Here is a 14,712-nt window from a genome sequence, read left to right as displayed (position 1 = left end):
CAGGCGGCCCCTCCATCAGGGACTCGACCCAGGCGCGCACGTCTTCCGGGTCGAAGCGCAGATGTCGGCCGACGCGGAAGCCTCGCGGGCCGATGCCTTTACGACGCCCCTGGTAGACGGTCTCGACGCTGGGCAGACGCAGCATGACCACGAGGTCTTCCGGGGTGAGGTACTGGTCAGGCAGGCGCTTCATGCGCACACCCCCCAGTCGTCCAGCTCTGCCAGCGCTTCACGTGCTGTCTCTCGGTTCAGTCGGATCTCCTACTGGACCGAGGCCGAAAGCTTCTCGAAGGGATGCCGTACCCGGAGAACCTCGATCACCACTTCGTGGTGGACCCGGCAAAGTTCGACTTCTACGCCGTGGACTGCTACCGGCTACTCGGAGAAGACCGGTTCGCCGAAAACCTCGCCCACGAGGTGATCCGGGCAGGCACCGACTTCGACGGCTCCGAGCGATCGCCGATGCGGATGGCAGAGGCGAGGATCACCCTCGGTGTGGTCGCGGCACGGCAGGGCGACTTGGACCAGGCCGTCAACTACGGCGAGTGGGCCCTGAAGGGCGACCGGCAGTCTCTGCCGTCCCTGCTCATGGTCAGCCGCGAGCTTGCAGCCATCGTCAATCGCGACTTTGCTGCAGAGCCGACTGGCCGTGAGTACCTTGATCACCTGACCGCGCTGAGCCGCACGAGCTAGACCCCGTTACGGGCTTCTCTACCTCATTCAAGCCCCGGCTGCGCTCCGCTCCGCCGGGCGCGCTTCCCGGCTCCGCTCCGGGCGACGCTCCTGCCTCCGGCCGGTGGCCATGAGTCGATCACCGCATAGAGCGGCCCACGGCCAAGACGATGGTTGCGGACGCTGCCCCCTCCGGAACAACGAAGAGACCACCCATCCGGCCGGGGTGTTCTCTTCGTTCTAGGGCCTGTCCGACGGGTCGCGTCACCGACCCCGCACCCGACAGCACTGTCACCCGAATGGCGCAACATGACGTGCCACCCACATGGGTGAAGATCAAGCTGAGTAGTGCCCCAACCGAGGCAATCCGTGAAAGGGGAACCAAATGCGCATTCGACGAATCCTCGCCGCCGTCATCGCCACGACAGCCTTCGCCGGACTCGGCCTCACAGGCGCCGCCACCGCCACCGCCACCGCACAGGGTGCCCCATCCTACGTCACCCCTTCTGAGTGCAAGCAGGGCGGCGGAACGCCCGATCTGGCGGACAACATCTGCAAGGGCGGTACGCACAACGGGGAGAAGATCGACTAAACCCCACAAGGCGCCCCGCAGCCACGCGCCGCGGGGCGTTCCCGCGCGAGCGTAGCCGGGAGAGTCGCAGGGATTGTGCCGACCCGTCGGGCACGCTAGGTCCGAGTCGGCCCGGAAGCACGCGGCGGGCGGGAGCTAGGCGAGCGAGGTAGTCCGCCTCCGGCGGGGGATCGGCCGGCACCGGGATGGAGGGGGCGCCGTTTCCGTCTGCGGGTCCATGGGGGCGTGCGCGGGGAGCTCCCATCCCGTCCGCCATCGCCCCAGGCAGAGCCGAGCAGACGCGGTCCATGGCGTCCAGGTCGTTCGTACAGTGGCGCGCTCACCCGGACGCCATGGACCACGCCCGCTCCACGGTGTGTGGGTCGACGGCGGACGGGATGCGAGCTGGGGTAGGTAGTGGTGCAGCAAGTTGCGTTGTGCCAGGTGCGCTTGACTCGGCCATGGAAGCTCCAGGCCAAAGCCGCTTCGCCGACCGCGTGGTCACGACTTAGACCATGGGCAGTTGGCGCCCAGGGCGCGGGAATCGCCTCGCCTCGGGTACGCCGCTCGGCTCGATCGAATCCGGGGCCGTCTGTGGGCCGTCCGAGGGCGGCCGACGGCGACAGACGATGACAGTTGTCGACGGCGCTGCCCCTGGTCAGAGATGGCTCGGCAGATCCCGCCGCAGGCGTTCTTCCGCGAAGCCATGTTGAGGAACTCCAGAGCTTCGGCGCAGGATGGCGGCCATGACCTCCAGCGCACGCCCGCTCCTCAACCGCCGGCTCGCCGAGTTCGGGACGACGATCTTCGCCGAGATGTCGGCTCTCGCGGTGAGCACGGGATCCATCAACCTCGGGCAGGGCTTCCCCGACACCGACGGCCCCGAGGAGGTCCGCGAGGCCGCCGTACGGGCGCTGCGCGACGGGCACGGCAACCAGTACCCGCCGGGACCCGGCGTCCCCGAGCTGCGCAGCGCCGTCGCCGAGCACCAGCAGCGGCTCTACGGCCTGTCGTACGACCCCGACACCGAGGTGCTGGTCACCGCGGGCGCGACCGAGGCCATCGCCGCGGCTCTGCTGGCGCTCCTGGAGCCCGGCGACGAGGTGATCGCCTTCGAGCCCTACTACGACTCCTACGCCGCCTGCATCGCGATGGCGGGCGGTAGGCGCGTGCCCGTCACCCTGCGGCCGTACGAGGGCAGTTTCCGGCTCGACCTCGACGAGCTGCGCGACGCCGTCACCGACCGCACCCGGCTGCTGCTGGTCAACACCCCGCACAACCCGACCGGCACCGTGCTCACCCGCGAGGAACTCCAGGCGGTCGCCGACCTCGCCGTCGAGCGCGACCTGCTCGTCGTCACCGACGAGGTGTACGAACACCTGGTCGTCGACGACGCCGAGCACGTGCCGCTGGCGACCTTCTCGGGCATGTACGAGCGGACCGTCACGATCGGCTCGGCCGGGAAGACCTTCTCGTTCACCGGGTGGAAGGTCGGCTGGGTCAAGGCTTTTTCACCTACCTATTGGGCGCTAGTCGCGTGAACGCCCGGTCGGGCATCGGCAAGGATGGCCCCGAAGGATCGACAGATACCCGGGTGAGGACGGTGGAGAGATGAGCGGCAGGCCGCTGCTGAACCGCAGGCTGGACGGGCTCGGGACGACGATCTTCGCAGAGATGTCGGCATTGGCGACCGCGACGGGCGCGATCAACCTGGGCCAGGGCTTCCCTGACACGGACGGGCCGGAGTCAGTACGTGAGGCCGCCGTCCGTGCGCTACGGGACGGGCGCGGCAACCAGTACCCGCCGGGACCCGGCATCCCGGGGCTGCGCACCGCCATCAGCGACCACCAGCACCGCTTCTACAACCTGAGTTTCGACCCCGACACGGACGTCCTGGTCACCGCAGGGGCGACAGAGGCGATCGCCGCGGCCATGCTCGCCCTCCTCGAACCGGGCGACGAGGTGATCGCCTTCGAGCCCTTCTACGACTCCTACGCCGCCTGCATCGCGATGGCCGGTGCGAAGCGCGTGCCGCTCACGCTGCGAGCGCCGTCCTTCCGCCCGGACCTGGACGAGCTACGCGCCAAGATCACCCCGCAGAGCCGCCTCCTTCTCCTCAACACCCCGCACAACCCGACCGGGATGGTTCTCACCGCCGAAGAGCAGAGCGCCATCGCCACACTCGCCATCGAACACGACCTGCTCGTCGTCACCGACGAGGTCTACGAACACCTTGTTTACGAGGGCACGCACCGCCCCATCGCGGCCCTGCCCGGCATGCGTGAGCGCACCGTCTCCATCTCGTCTGCCGGCAAGACCTTCTCCTTCACCGGATGGAAGGTTGGCTGGGTCATGGCGGACGGCCCGCTCGTCGCCGCCGTCCGGACGGCCAAGCAGTACCTGACCTACGTCAGCGCGGGCCCCTTCCAGTACGCGATCGCCGAAGCGCTGCGCCTGCCGGACTCGTACTTCGACAGCTTCCGCGACGATCTCCACCGCAAGCGCGACCTGCTCGGCGACGGCCTGCGCACGGCCGGATTCGAGGTCTACCAACCCCAGGGGACGTACTTCATCACCACCGACATCGCCCCGTTCGGCGAGAAGGACGCCTACGCCTTCTGCCGCGCCCTCCCCGAACGCTGCGGCGTCGTCGCCGTCCCCAACTCCGTCTTCTACGACGACCCGGACGCCGGCCGCAGCCAGGTCCGCTTCACATTCTGCAAGAAGGACGACGTCCTCCACGAGGCAGCCAGTCGGCTGCGACGCCTGGCCGACTGAACTCACGACGTCTTCGTCCCGAATGAGGTTCGGTCAAGATCGACACCGGGCGGCCCCCGCCGCCTGAGACTCCGCCTCTTCTCCGCCGCCGCCCAGCTCGTCACCACCGCCCGCCGCCGGCACCTGAGGTTCGCACGCCACTCGCCCTGGACCGACGTGATCACCGACGCCCTGGCACGGCTCGAAGCTCTCCCGAACCCCGGCTGACCAGCACGTTCCCGTCCCTGCAAGCAGCACCACCCGACCGGAGCCGTGGAACCCGGCGCCCACCCGACGCGACAGCCGGGCCATCACCCTGCCCACCATCAGCCCGAACAACCGAAACGGCCCGCCGAAGAAACCGACGGACCGTCACGTAGGGTCGGGGGCTGGCGCGGTTGCGGAGTACGTCCGCCCCGTTTCCAGCCCCCGCCGCATCGAACCGTGCGTGCGGTTCTCCCGCACACGGCTCACCGACGCCGTTCACCGCCGGCATTCGGCCTGCCTCGCCAGTCCCGAAAGGGTCTGGGTGCAACAACGGTTCCGTGCAGGGCGACCAGCCCCAACGAGTCGGAGGCCGCGTAAGCGACCACCGACCAGCCGAACTTCCGGCTGCGCCGGTGCTTCTTGGCGATGAACCCGCCGATCCGCATCCGCGCGTACGAGCTGATCTGGTCAAAGCGATGGGCCGAGTTCCCGAACCGGAAATACGCGCCCCAACCGCGTAGGAACGCGTTCACGTCCTCCACGATCACTTTGACCGGCCGCAGCATCCTGCGCCGTTCCGTGAGTTCACGGATCCGGTCACGGGCGTGCTGCACTGCCCTGTCCGAGGGCCAGCGAGCGAGGAAGGCGATCGGACGCCGCCCGCCGCGAGGCCGGGACGTGACCCACCGGTGATGGAAGCCGAGGAAGTCCACTCCCTCGCCTCCGACCTGCAGGTGCACGATCCTGGTCTTGGCCGCCTTCGGCTCCAGGCCGAGGTCGTCCAGCAGGACCTTCAGCTGCCCAAGGGCGGCTTCGGCCTGCTCGCGGGTAGTGCACATCACCACGGCATCATCGGCATAACGGACCAGAACCCCATGACGACGCGCGTCCCATGCCCGGTCCAGCCGGTGCAGATAGACGTTCGCCATCAACGGTGAAACCACACCGCCTTGCGGGGTTCCGGTCACCGGCCGACGGACCTGCCCGTCCTCCATCACTCCGGCCCGCAGCATCGCGCGCAGGAGTTTGAGGACGGACCGGTCGCAGACGCGTTCCTCGACCGCCTGCATCAACTTCTCATGCGGAATCGCCTCGAAACAGTTGGCGATATCCGTCTCCACCACCCAGCGCCTGCCCCGCCACGCCTCATCGATCAAGACTTGGAGGGCATCGTGTGCCCCGCGCCTGGGCCTGAACCCGAACGAGCACGGGAGCATATCGGCCTCGAAGACCGGCTCGAGCACGATCTTCAGCGCGGCCTGCACGATCCGGTCACGGACGGAAGGGATCGACAACGGTCTCTGCTCCGCAGTTGTGCCGGGTTTCGGAATGAACACCCGGCGCGCGGGCAGCGGCCGCCAGCGGCCTTCCTTGAGTTCCGCGGCCAGTTCGTCAAGGAGCCGGTCGATGCCGTACTCCTCAACCTGCGTGAGAGTGATGGCGTCAATGCCTGGAGCGCCGTTGTTCCGACGCACCATCACCCACGCGCGCCGCAGGACGTCCCTGCGGTGGACCTTGTCCCCCAGCGCGTGGAACCGTCCGGGCTCAGCCTTGGCCGCCCGGTAGAGCGCATGCTGCAAAGCTCGGACCGGATCCAGCTTCAGGGATCCCGACGTGGCGGAAATAGCCGTAGCGGCACTCACCAAGTCCCTCCAGACAGACTACGCATCGACGAAGCAGCGGCCCTTCCCTGACCGGGGGTTGTGTTGTCCCCCGGCTCATCGCAGTACTACGGCCGCCTCCGACGCCCACCCGGCTCGCGTCCACTTCCCGGGGTGCACCCGGTTATAGGACGCGCAGCTTCCGACGGCAGCTGTCCGCAGGCCGCCGGGCCGGGGAGGGCCTCCCCAGTTCCCGCTGTCACCGTCGCAACGTTCCATGCCCCATACGCCGGGGAGTCCTTCACGGCCGCATCTCCAGGATCTTCGCCGCTTCCATGGCCTTCGCCCTGATTTCGGGGGCTCGGCACTCCCTGTCCCCGTCCCGAGAGACGGGCCTCTAACGACGCCGCAGACTTCGCTTCATGCTACGGACCGCTGCTTTGCTCCCCCTTTGAAGGGCTTTCGACACTGGGCTTCGACGCCGGGCGTTTCCCCCCGACGCCGCCAGTCTGCTACCGGGCCTCCTGGCAGCTACCCGGACCGGACTCCCACCGGCAGGCGACAACGAGCTTACGACCAAAGGTCACTTACAACGTCAAGACCTCCAGTCTGCTGGGCGCGCGAAAGATCGAGGCTAGGAGCCCCGTATCCCGGAATTCCCCCCTTGCACCAGAACGCAAGAGCCCCGCCCACCGGCCGCGTCACCCGCCGCCGAGCCGGCCCACAGGACTCCCTCCGGCCGTGTGACACGCCCTACCCCGGGCACCGCGGAACCCCAGGTCACAGGTTATGTGACCTGGGGTTTGACTGAGCCGCCCACAGGTGTCCGGCCGCCCCTGGCCTTCCAGGCCGGTGGCCGGGGGCAGTCCTCGGCACACGACGAGCAGGCTGGGGAAGGCCCGAGGTCAGAAGGCCTTCGCGAGCCGGTGGCGGGTCGCGAAGGCGATGGCGACGGCGACCAGCAGGACGGCGCACGCGCAGAGAAAGGCCATCTGGGTGCCGGGGGAACTGATGAGCAGGCCGCCGATCTGTGCGCCGAGCGCGGAGCCGCCGAGACTGATCGTGGAGGACCAGGTGAATGCCTCGGTGACATGGCTCTCGCGTGCGGTCCGTGAAATGATCTCGTACAGGATCACAGTCATGGGCGCCTCGAACGAGCCGAGGACGACAAGGGCCAAGCCCATCGACCAGTTGTCCCAGACGAGTACGGGCAGGGCGGCGCCCGCGCTGACGACCAGCAGGCCCACCCTGAGTGCGAGCTTGAGGGACCAGCGCCGATTGCGGCTTCCGTACCAGAGTCCGCCGAGAATCCCGCCGACGCCCCACGCCGCATAGAACAGGCCGACGCCGCTGGCCGAGCCGTGATCGTCGGCGAAGGCGGGCAGCGCGACATTGTAGATCCCCGTCCTGATGGCGGTACAGGCGACCAGGGCCAGCACCAGGATCAGGCCCCCCGAGCGGAGAGCGCCGAGGGGGTCACGCTCGCTCGGGGTGGCGGGCTGGGTTCGCGAAGCCCGGGTCATCGCGAACCCGATGGAGCCTGCGGCGGCGAGCAGGCCGCCCAGGACGATAGCCGCCCCCGGGCTGCCCAGGAGCAGCATGACGCTGAGCAGGAGAGGCCCGCCTATCAGGAAGACGTTGAACAGCACCGTCTCCAGGGAGATACCCGCCGGCTCCATCCCGTCCGTCGCGCGCCACAGGGCGCGGATGCAGCCGCTGATCGGCGGAACCGTGGCGCCCGCGACGGCCACGCACACCAACTGCGTGGCCAGGGAACCGGATTCGAAGGCGACGAAGCCGATCAGCGACACCGGGTACACGACACCGGTGATGAGAAGCACACTCGTCTGCCCGTACCTGTCGACGCGGCGGGCGACGAGCGGCGCGAACAGCGCGGTGCCCAGGCTGTACGCGCCCAGGAACAGGCCGGCCGAGAGGTAGCCGGCATCCTTCGAGGTGGTGAAGACCACCAGGGCGAGGCCGACCAGGTAGAAGGGAAATCGCCCGACGACACTCCAGAACAGCGGGGCGCGCATGGTTCTGCTCCGCGCGGCGGCGACGAGTCGGTTCTCCCCGGACGGGGGTGCTGGGGAGGTCTCGGCTTCGCTGGGGATCGTGGTGTCGGAGGAAGGGTAATTCGCCATGGTATCTCGCACTTCAGGAAAGATTGCCTACGGTGAGTGCTTCAGATGTGACGCGGCTGTCGAGCTTGCTCACGAGGAACGCGGGGTCACTCGCTTCCGTCGGGCGCGGGGAAGACGCCATAGGGGTGGCGAGCCATCGTTACGGCGAGGTCCTGGACGGCGTATGCCGTCATGTAATAGGCCATGGGGGCCGCGTAAGGGACCACGGTCAGGGTGAACTCGGTCTCTCCGTCTCCTTGCGGCCCGATGTCGACCCTTTGCAGATCCGGTGTGACCGTGCAGTATTCACGCCCGTATTTGGCGACGAAAAGGCCGAGGTGGATCGTGCCCGGCCGTGCATCGCGCACCGCCACCCGCACCTGCTGGGTGCTTCCTTGGAGAAGATCCTCCTCGGCGTGGATCAGCAGTGAGGGTCCACCAGGCAGACGGAAGGCGACGTCGCTGCACCGCGTGCAGATGACACCTTCGGTGTCGAGTGCGGTGGGTACCAGGGCACGCCGAATGAAGCGCTCGGCAGGTCGCCCGCACTGACAGCGCACGCTCGCGAGCGATGAGGAATCGACCCGGCTGCGCTCTCCGAAGTGGCTGAAAGAATTGCTGAGTTCGTTGTCCGGATTGCTCACGAACTGCTCGGCGATGGCGAGGTCCAGCGACTGCAGGTCGTCGAGGAGGCTGCGGGTCGTCTCGGCCGGGTCATGAACCGCCTGGGACTCCCTGGCGACCTGGCTGTCGATCCTGGTGGCCAGGTTTTCGAGGCTGGATCGCAGGGGGTTGTTGAGTCGCAGGAGTCCGCCCGCCAGATAGGCGGTGAGGCGGGCGGAGGTGGTCAGCAGCAGCGGCTCCGGCATGAGTGAGGGCGGCTCCGGCGTGATGCCCTCCCCGTCGTCGCCCATGCCGAAGTGGACGTACGCGGGAGAGGGGCCCGCGGTGCGGATGCTGGAGTTGAAGGCCGCGGCGGAGGAACCGTGCGCGAGGACGGTCTCCATCCAGGAAAGGTTCTCCGCACGCCCGGCTTCGTGTGCCGTGATCGCGGCCACGACGTCCCTGGCGGTGCCGTCGATCGCATTGAGCATCAGTTGGTACTTGGGGTCGTAGATGGCCGCGTCGGTGAAAGGGCCGTTGTTGCACGAGCTCAGCACGACCTCGGCCGCGCGGATGTCGCGCAGCTGGATCAGCTTGTCCAGGGGTCGGTAGCAGGTGGGCTCGGCGGAGTAGGCGCAGATCGGGCCGATGACGTTCTCCTTGCGGGGAACGACCGAGTTCAGGCCGCAGATGGTGTAGTCGGCGAGATTGAGAGAGTCGTCCTTGCCGTGCCCCTGCAGAAGGAGGCGGGTCCAACGGGTGCCGAGGATCTCGGACCTGACGTCCGCGGTCTCCATGCCCCGCGCGTCGAGCAGGTGGATGCCGCTGCGCGAAAGCCCGCGGTCGACGGCGGTGAACATGCCGAGTTCCTGTACGTCCGGGGCCTTGCGAACGTACTGCTTGGCGGTGAACCAGGCCAGGGAAGCCGCATCCCGGCCGGTCAGGATCCTCAGACGCACATCGGGCCGGCGTTCGGCGGCGCGCAGCAATGGCCAGATGGTGTCCACCGTGAGGTGCTCGTAGAGACCGGCGATCAGCAGGGAGTGCACCTCGCCCCGGGCGGCATCCTCACCGGCCTCCCGCTGTCCATACTCACTCCGTGGCTCCTGCGGGAAGAGCGTGTCGAGCAAGCCGGCTCCGACCTCTCCCTTGTCGAGCCAACGGCCGGCGAGTGGATCAATGAGCGCGACAAGACCGGCAGGCAGCGCTTCAGGCTCCAGCATGACGCCGTACGAGCAGGCGGACGGCCGGCGCGCCTCCCCGTACAAGCTCGCCGCGCATTCGACGGAGGCCGCGAGATCGACTCGCCCATCGGTCCAGACCGGGACTTTCGCGCGGGCCGTATCCGCAAGGAACGCGTCAACGGCAGCGGCGTAGGAGGAGGCGTCCTCCAGGAGGGAGAATGGCGAGGCCGACATGATTGCGGTATCGCCGCCGGAAACATGAATCTCGGACTGCACCACGTATGACTCCTTCACAACGGCAATCGGCCTCGGGCAACCAACGATCAAGAGCCATGGCGTTCGGCAACCGAAACCGGCTTTCTCGTATCCGAGAGATCCTGGTCGGTTTGCGACAGCGCTCTGCACCGACGTATCGAGGCATCAAGACGGTACTTCCGTTCCGGCGCCCTGCGTATCCACAGCACGTTCATGTGCGAGGACACGTGACGCTTACCTCTTCTCAATGCGCCTGCACGCTTCGCTTACGCTGATCGATTTCGCGTCGACACAGTTCATGGAGCGCGGCACGAGCGATCGTGTCGTTCTGCCGGAAGAATTCATCATTGCTCTTCGGGGACGGGAACCGGCCGGATGCCACACTTCCCGAGAACAGCGTTCCTACCCCGAAACGGCTCTCGTGGGTGGTCCCATCAGCACGCTTCAGGCGATTGAGAGAATCGGTGTCGATGAGACCCACGGTATCGATGACACCCGTGGGATACCGGTCGCCGCCGTCGGGGGCCGATTGGGTCTCTTCTCTGATCTCATTGCGCTGGATCAGCTTGCGCAGCAAGGGGTCATTCACGCGAAGCATGGTTCGCTCCGGGAGCCGGGCCTCGATGAGGGACCGGGCTGTGATTGATCCGTTGACGTTGCACGACCGCGCGTGGAAGAGACCCTCGTGGGTGGTCACCGTCATCTCCGAGCCAAGGAATCTGACGATGCCGGCACGGGTCAGGGCGAGCAGTTCCTCCAGCCGCGGTCCGGGCGGTCCGCTGGTGAGAAATCGACAGAAATCAAGAAACGCAGGCAGATCTCGATCCCACGAGGCGGGAGAGATTCTCTTTTCGTCGACGAGTTCAACCAGCCTGGAGAAGGCGGAGAACAGACCGTGCACCATCGCCAGGTCCGCACTGTGCCGAGGATCGCGCCCGCGTCGCACTCCTGTGTCGATATAACCGATCATCCAGTTCTGCAAGGCATCCAGGTCGGGGAAGCGGCGGCCGGCCAGCGGATGGGCTGTTTCCTCCAGGTCGATCCGGTCCCCGTCGAACCGCACTGCCTGATCGACCAGCTCCTTGAGTTCCGGTCCGTTCCAATCAAGGGTGTCGAGGCGGTGAATGAACTGACGGGCGTCCATGTCAAGGAGCTCTTGGTGCGACTCGGCAAGCTCGCGATAGCCCGCGTGCGTGACTTCGCGGGCAATCAACGGCCAGATGTCCACGGCGAAGTCCAGGGGGCGGTCGCCGAGGGCGGCCACGGCCGCGGTGTCGAGGTGGCCGAACGATTCCGGGGGTGATCCGGCCAGGCTGTAGTGGGTCTTCGACCAGTACGGTACGCCGCGCCGCGAGCCCACGAAGAGGACGGGTTCCTTACCGGATGGCTTGTAATGCAGCTCACCGGAGTCATCACGATGGAATGTGCCGCCGCGTCCGGAGGTCAGCAGTACGGCGGTGTCGATGAAACACAGTCCAAGCCCACGCACAATCACCGGTTCGGCGGCGGGTATGCGGTCAAGGAAATGATCGGCGGTCGATCCCGAGGGCAGATAACACAGGTCATGGGCGGCCGCGTATTCCGTCAGACGCACCTCTTCCGCATCCGGCTCGACATCGACGTTGCCCTGTGCGAACAGCACGATGTCGACGTCCACCGGAGGAAGGCCGTCCGCCATGACAACGCGTTGTCGGCCAAGAGGAAGGTCGTGCACGTCGACGGCCCGGCCTACGTGTGAATGGACCTGCACCTGGGGCGTGCCATTCTTCGCCAACTTCCGGAACACCCACGACAGATAGTCGCTCTGCGTCCGACGCGTAGTGAACCAGCCGTCGTGCATCCTCCTTGCCTCGGCCGACGTGGCGGGAGCGTGCCGGAATCCTGCGGGCGACGACAGGCGGCCAGTGGCCAGTTCCTGGGCCCATTCGCTGAGCGTGGGACCGGGGACGATCGGGCCTTCGCATTCGACGGTCTCGTCGGTGAACATGGTGCAGCTGCCGGCTGTGGTGTTCATCCACAAAAGAGGTGACTGCTGGGACCGCCAGATGCGGCCGCCCCCTGGTGGGTGAGGATCAATGACGTGGACGGCTATCGTCCGGTCCGGCGCACACTCGGCAGCGTTGGCGATGAGACGTTCGAGAAGAGAGGTGCCACGCGGGCCGGCGCCAATGATTGCCACGGCCAGTGTACTCGTCATATTCCGTTCCTACGCCTCGGTCAGGTTTGGGTCGTATCGCATGCGCTTGAACGACGCGTCGCGGTACTGAACGAGCAGTACGGCGGATCCATCACGGGAGCCGTGGGTTACGCGGCGTTCTGCCTGCGTCCGTCGATCAGCGCGGCGAGCTCCGCGATATTGGCGTCGCCGATCAGCTCGCTCATCTCCACCTGGACCGAGCTCTCCCGGAGGATGCGGTACTGCACGCCGACCGTCTGCAGCGAGGTCGCGGCGAGCTCGCGCAGGGTCCGCGCGGCGACCTCCTCGGACTCGGCCAACTGCAGCACCTCCCGGACGGTGGTCTGCAGCCACGACAGAGTGGTGGGCTCGGCGCCGGCGTTCTTGTGCACTTCGGTGACTCCTTCGTTGGGTGACTGGAGGCGAGGGCCGCTCATACGGCCCTCAGCAGGACGCACATCCGCAGCCCCGACACACTCGACGCCAGCAGGTAGAGCCCGTCCGGGTGGACGCCGCCGGTCGACTGCCGGTCGACGAGGTTGATCAGCGGGTCCGCGGCGAAGCAGTGTCCGACCCTGGTGATGTTCGAGGTGTCCAGCTGGGACGGGCGGAACCCGGCCTGGACCTCCTTCATCATCACGATCGGCAGAAAGATGTTGGTGTGCAGCAGGCCGTCGATCTCCTCGACGCGGATACCGGCCTCGGCGAACAGCCGCTGGTTGGCCGCCTTGGCCAAGTCGGCGCTGATCTCGGTGCCCCGGAGCATGGAGGCCGGGTCCTGGGCGTGCGCGTCGGCGACCCACTCGTAGGATTCGGGAGCGCCGTCCACCCGCTGCGAGATCAGGCAGGCGGCCGCGCCGTCGCTGAACAGGGCGAAGTCGGCCAGCCGCGCGGACTCGTCGGGAACCGCGTCGGTGGTGATCACCAGCACGGTCCGGTGCCGGCCCGCGGCAACCATCGTGGCGGCCGTCTGCAGACCGGTGAGCAGGGACGCGCACCGGTTCAGGGTGATCCCGGTGACCGGGACGTCGCTGAGTTCGAGGCCGCGCAGGACCGTCGCGATCAGGTCACCGTGCTCCCCGACCTCGCTGGGGAACGTGTTGCAGCACAGCACGAGCGCATCGATCCCGTCCGGCGCGACGCCCGCCGCGTCAAGGGTCTGCCGGCCGGCCCGTACGGCGAGCGTGGCCGTGTCGAGCTCCGTACGGCGCACGGTGCCCCAGCCCCACATCCCGGCATCGGGCACCATCCGCCGGTCGTCCACGAATTCGGCGAATCCCTTGATCTCGGAATGATCTGTCGCGATCTCGCCGAGCACATACCTGGGCGAGCGCAGCACTACGCGCCGGTCTTCAGTCGTCTTCATATCAGCCCAGCCGCCTGCGCAGGAAGTCGGCGATCAGACGCATCGCGTTCCTGGACGTCTCCAGCACGGCCGAAAGCTGGAGAAAGCCGTGCGGAAGATCCTTGTGCGGGTGGAATTCCACCGGCACATCCGCGCTTGAGAGCATTTTCGCGTATTCCTCGCCCTCGTCGTACAGCGGGCAGTACTCGGCCGTCAGCAGCAGAGCCGACGGAAGTCCGCTGTGGTCGGCCGCCTTGGCCGGTGAGGCATAAGGCGATTCGCCGTCGGCGGGATCAGCGAGGTAGTGCTCCCAGAACCAGGCCGACGACTTCGCGTTGAAGAACATCGGATCGACGTTGTCGCTCATGGACCGCGTCGTGGCGTCATTGCGCGTCGGCGGATAGACAAGCACCTGGGCGGAGACCTTCGGCCCGCCCTTGTCCCGGGCCATCAGGGCCATGACCGCGGCGAGGTTGCCGCCGGAGCTGTCTCCGGCGACGGCTATGCGGGCGGGGTCGGCGCCGAGTTCGGACGCGTGCTCCCCCACCCACCGCACTGCGGCGTAGCAGTCGTCGATGGCGGCCGGGAACGGGTGCTCGGGCGCGAGCCGGTAGCCGACGGACACGACCACACAGGGGGTCAGGCTGGCCACCGCGCGGCAGATCGCCTCGCACGTGTCCAGGGAGCCGACGACCCAGCCGCCCCCGAAGAAGTACACCACCACGGGGAGCGGATCGTCGTTCTCGCGCTGCGGACGGTACGCCCGCAGCGTCAGCGGACCCGCCGGACCGTCGATGTCGAAGTCGAATACCTCTTCGGGTTCTTTCACCCAGTCCCAGATCTCGGCTTCGGTCTCCCGATCCGCTACCCGGGCCCGTTCCACCGACATGGTGTACAGCGGCGTGAATCCGGTGGTGACACGGTAGTCCCTGATTCCCGCGTAGAGCGGATCAAGCGGCATGAAAAATCCCTCAGCTCCCAGGACTGCATCAAGAAAATCCGAACCGAAATCGAGAGTGGCACAGCCCGGGACCGCACCGGGTAACCGAGGTGATGAGCCGCGGCGGGAATGGGTCAGCGCGATGTGTCCGTTCGATGAACTTGCCGCGGACGCAGCGGAATCGGTGGTGTCGTAACGTCCTCCTCCGGTGCTGCTGCGGGACGCGCCCACTGCGCAGACCGACACCGAGGCCCCGGGGCGCTGTGGACCCTGGCCGG

10 protein-coding genes and 3 pseudogenes are annotated in these 14,712 nt (G+C 67.3%); 5 read left to right on the top strand and 8 right to left on the bottom strand.

Annotated features, from left to right (window positions below; genetic code table 11):
• Nucleotides 1-7 precede the first annotated feature (7 nt).
• Nucleotides 8-193: pseudogene (locus tag ACZ3TS_RS29855) on the bottom strand (helix-turn-helix transcriptional regulator); the annotation flags it as partial.
• A gap of 101 nt (nucleotides 194-294) precedes the next feature.
• Between ACZ3TS_RS29855 and ACZ3TS_RS29850 the strand changes: the two are divergent.
• From ACZ3TS_RS29850 to ACZ3TS_RS29830, 5 genes and pseudogenes are all read left to right on the top strand, one after another.
• Nucleotides 295-693 carry a hypothetical protein gene (locus tag ACZ3TS_RS29850; protein WP_467624006.1) on the top strand — a complete coding sequence of 133 codons (399 nt, stop codon included), beginning with the start codon at nucleotides 295-297 and terminating at the stop codon, nucleotides 691-693.
• A gap of 364 nt (nucleotides 694-1,057) precedes the next feature.
• Nucleotides 1,058-1,264: a hypothetical protein gene (locus ACZ3TS_RS29845; protein ID WP_467624004.1), complete on the top strand. Its 207-nt coding sequence runs from the start codon at nucleotides 1,058-1,060 to the stop codon at nucleotides 1,262-1,264.
• A 716-nt stretch (nucleotides 1,265-1,980) separates the two neighbouring features.
• Nucleotides 1,981-2,751 (top strand): annotated as a pseudogene (locus tag ACZ3TS_RS29840) (aminotransferase class I/II-fold pyridoxal phosphate-dependent enzyme); the annotation flags it as partial.
• Between the two features lie 103 nt (nucleotides 2,752-2,854).
• A complete protein-coding gene (locus ACZ3TS_RS29835; RefSeq protein WP_467624003.1) occupies nucleotides 2,855-4,021 on the top strand; it encodes a pyridoxal phosphate-dependent aminotransferase in 1,167 nt (388 codons plus the stop codon).
• 54 nt (nucleotides 4,022-4,075) lie between these two features.
• Nucleotides 4,076-4,228: pseudogene (locus ACZ3TS_RS29830) on the top strand (transposase); the annotation flags it as partial.
• Nucleotides 4,229-4,470: 242 nt separating this feature from the next.
• Here the strand turns inward: ACZ3TS_RS29830 and ltrA are convergent.
• The 7 genes from ltrA to ACZ3TS_RS29795 all read right to left on the bottom strand — a co-directional run bounded on the left by ltrA (nucleotide 4,471) and on the right by ACZ3TS_RS29795 (nucleotide 14,455).
• On the bottom strand, nucleotides 4,471-5,850 hold the full coding sequence (gene ltrA, locus ACZ3TS_RS29825) for a group II intron reverse transcriptase/maturase (protein WP_467624001.1): 1,380 nt from the start codon (nucleotides 5,848-5,850) through the stop codon (nucleotides 4,471-4,473).
• A gap of 863 nt (nucleotides 5,851-6,713) precedes the next feature.
• Nucleotides 6,714-7,952 carry an MFS transporter gene (locus tag ACZ3TS_RS29820; protein WP_467623999.1) on the bottom strand — a complete coding sequence of 413 codons (1,239 nt, stop codon included), beginning with the start codon at nucleotides 7,950-7,952 and terminating at the stop codon, nucleotides 6,714-6,716.
• Between the two features lie 86 nt (nucleotides 7,953-8,038).
• Nucleotides 8,039-9,952 carry a hypothetical protein gene (locus ACZ3TS_RS29815; RefSeq protein WP_467623997.1) on the bottom strand — a complete coding sequence of 638 codons (1,914 nt, stop codon included), beginning with the start codon at nucleotides 9,950-9,952 and terminating at the stop codon, nucleotides 8,039-8,041.
• Between the two features lie 265 nt (nucleotides 9,953-10,217).
• The gene (locus tag ACZ3TS_RS29810) at nucleotides 10,218-12,170 is read right to left on the bottom strand and encodes an FAD/NAD(P)-binding protein (RefSeq protein WP_467623995.1); all 1,953 of its coding nucleotides are present in this window, start codon (nucleotides 12,168-12,170) and stop codon (nucleotides 10,218-10,220) included.
• A gap of 107 nt (nucleotides 12,171-12,277) precedes the next feature.
• Nucleotides 12,278-12,541, bottom strand: coding sequence for a phosphopantetheine-binding protein (locus ACZ3TS_RS29805; RefSeq protein ID WP_467623994.1), 264 nt, complete (start codon nucleotides 12,539-12,541; stop codon nucleotides 12,278-12,280).
• 41 nt (nucleotides 12,542-12,582) lie between these two features.
• Nucleotides 12,583-13,515, bottom strand: coding sequence for a beta-ketoacyl-[acyl-carrier-protein] synthase family protein (locus tag ACZ3TS_RS29800; protein WP_467623993.1), 933 nt, complete (start codon nucleotides 13,513-13,515; stop codon nucleotides 12,583-12,585).
• 1 nt (nucleotide 13,516) lies between these two features.
• The gene (locus ACZ3TS_RS29795; RefSeq protein ID WP_467623991.1) at nucleotides 13,517-14,455 is read right to left on the bottom strand and encodes an alpha/beta hydrolase; all 939 of its coding nucleotides are present in this window, start codon (nucleotides 14,453-14,455) and stop codon (nucleotides 13,517-13,519) included.
• Nucleotides 14,456-14,712: the final 257 nt, after the last annotated feature.

It is taken from the genome of Streptomyces sp. NPDC022910 (assembly GCF_055561075.1).
This window is presented reverse-complemented; position numbering and strand designations above follow the sequence as displayed.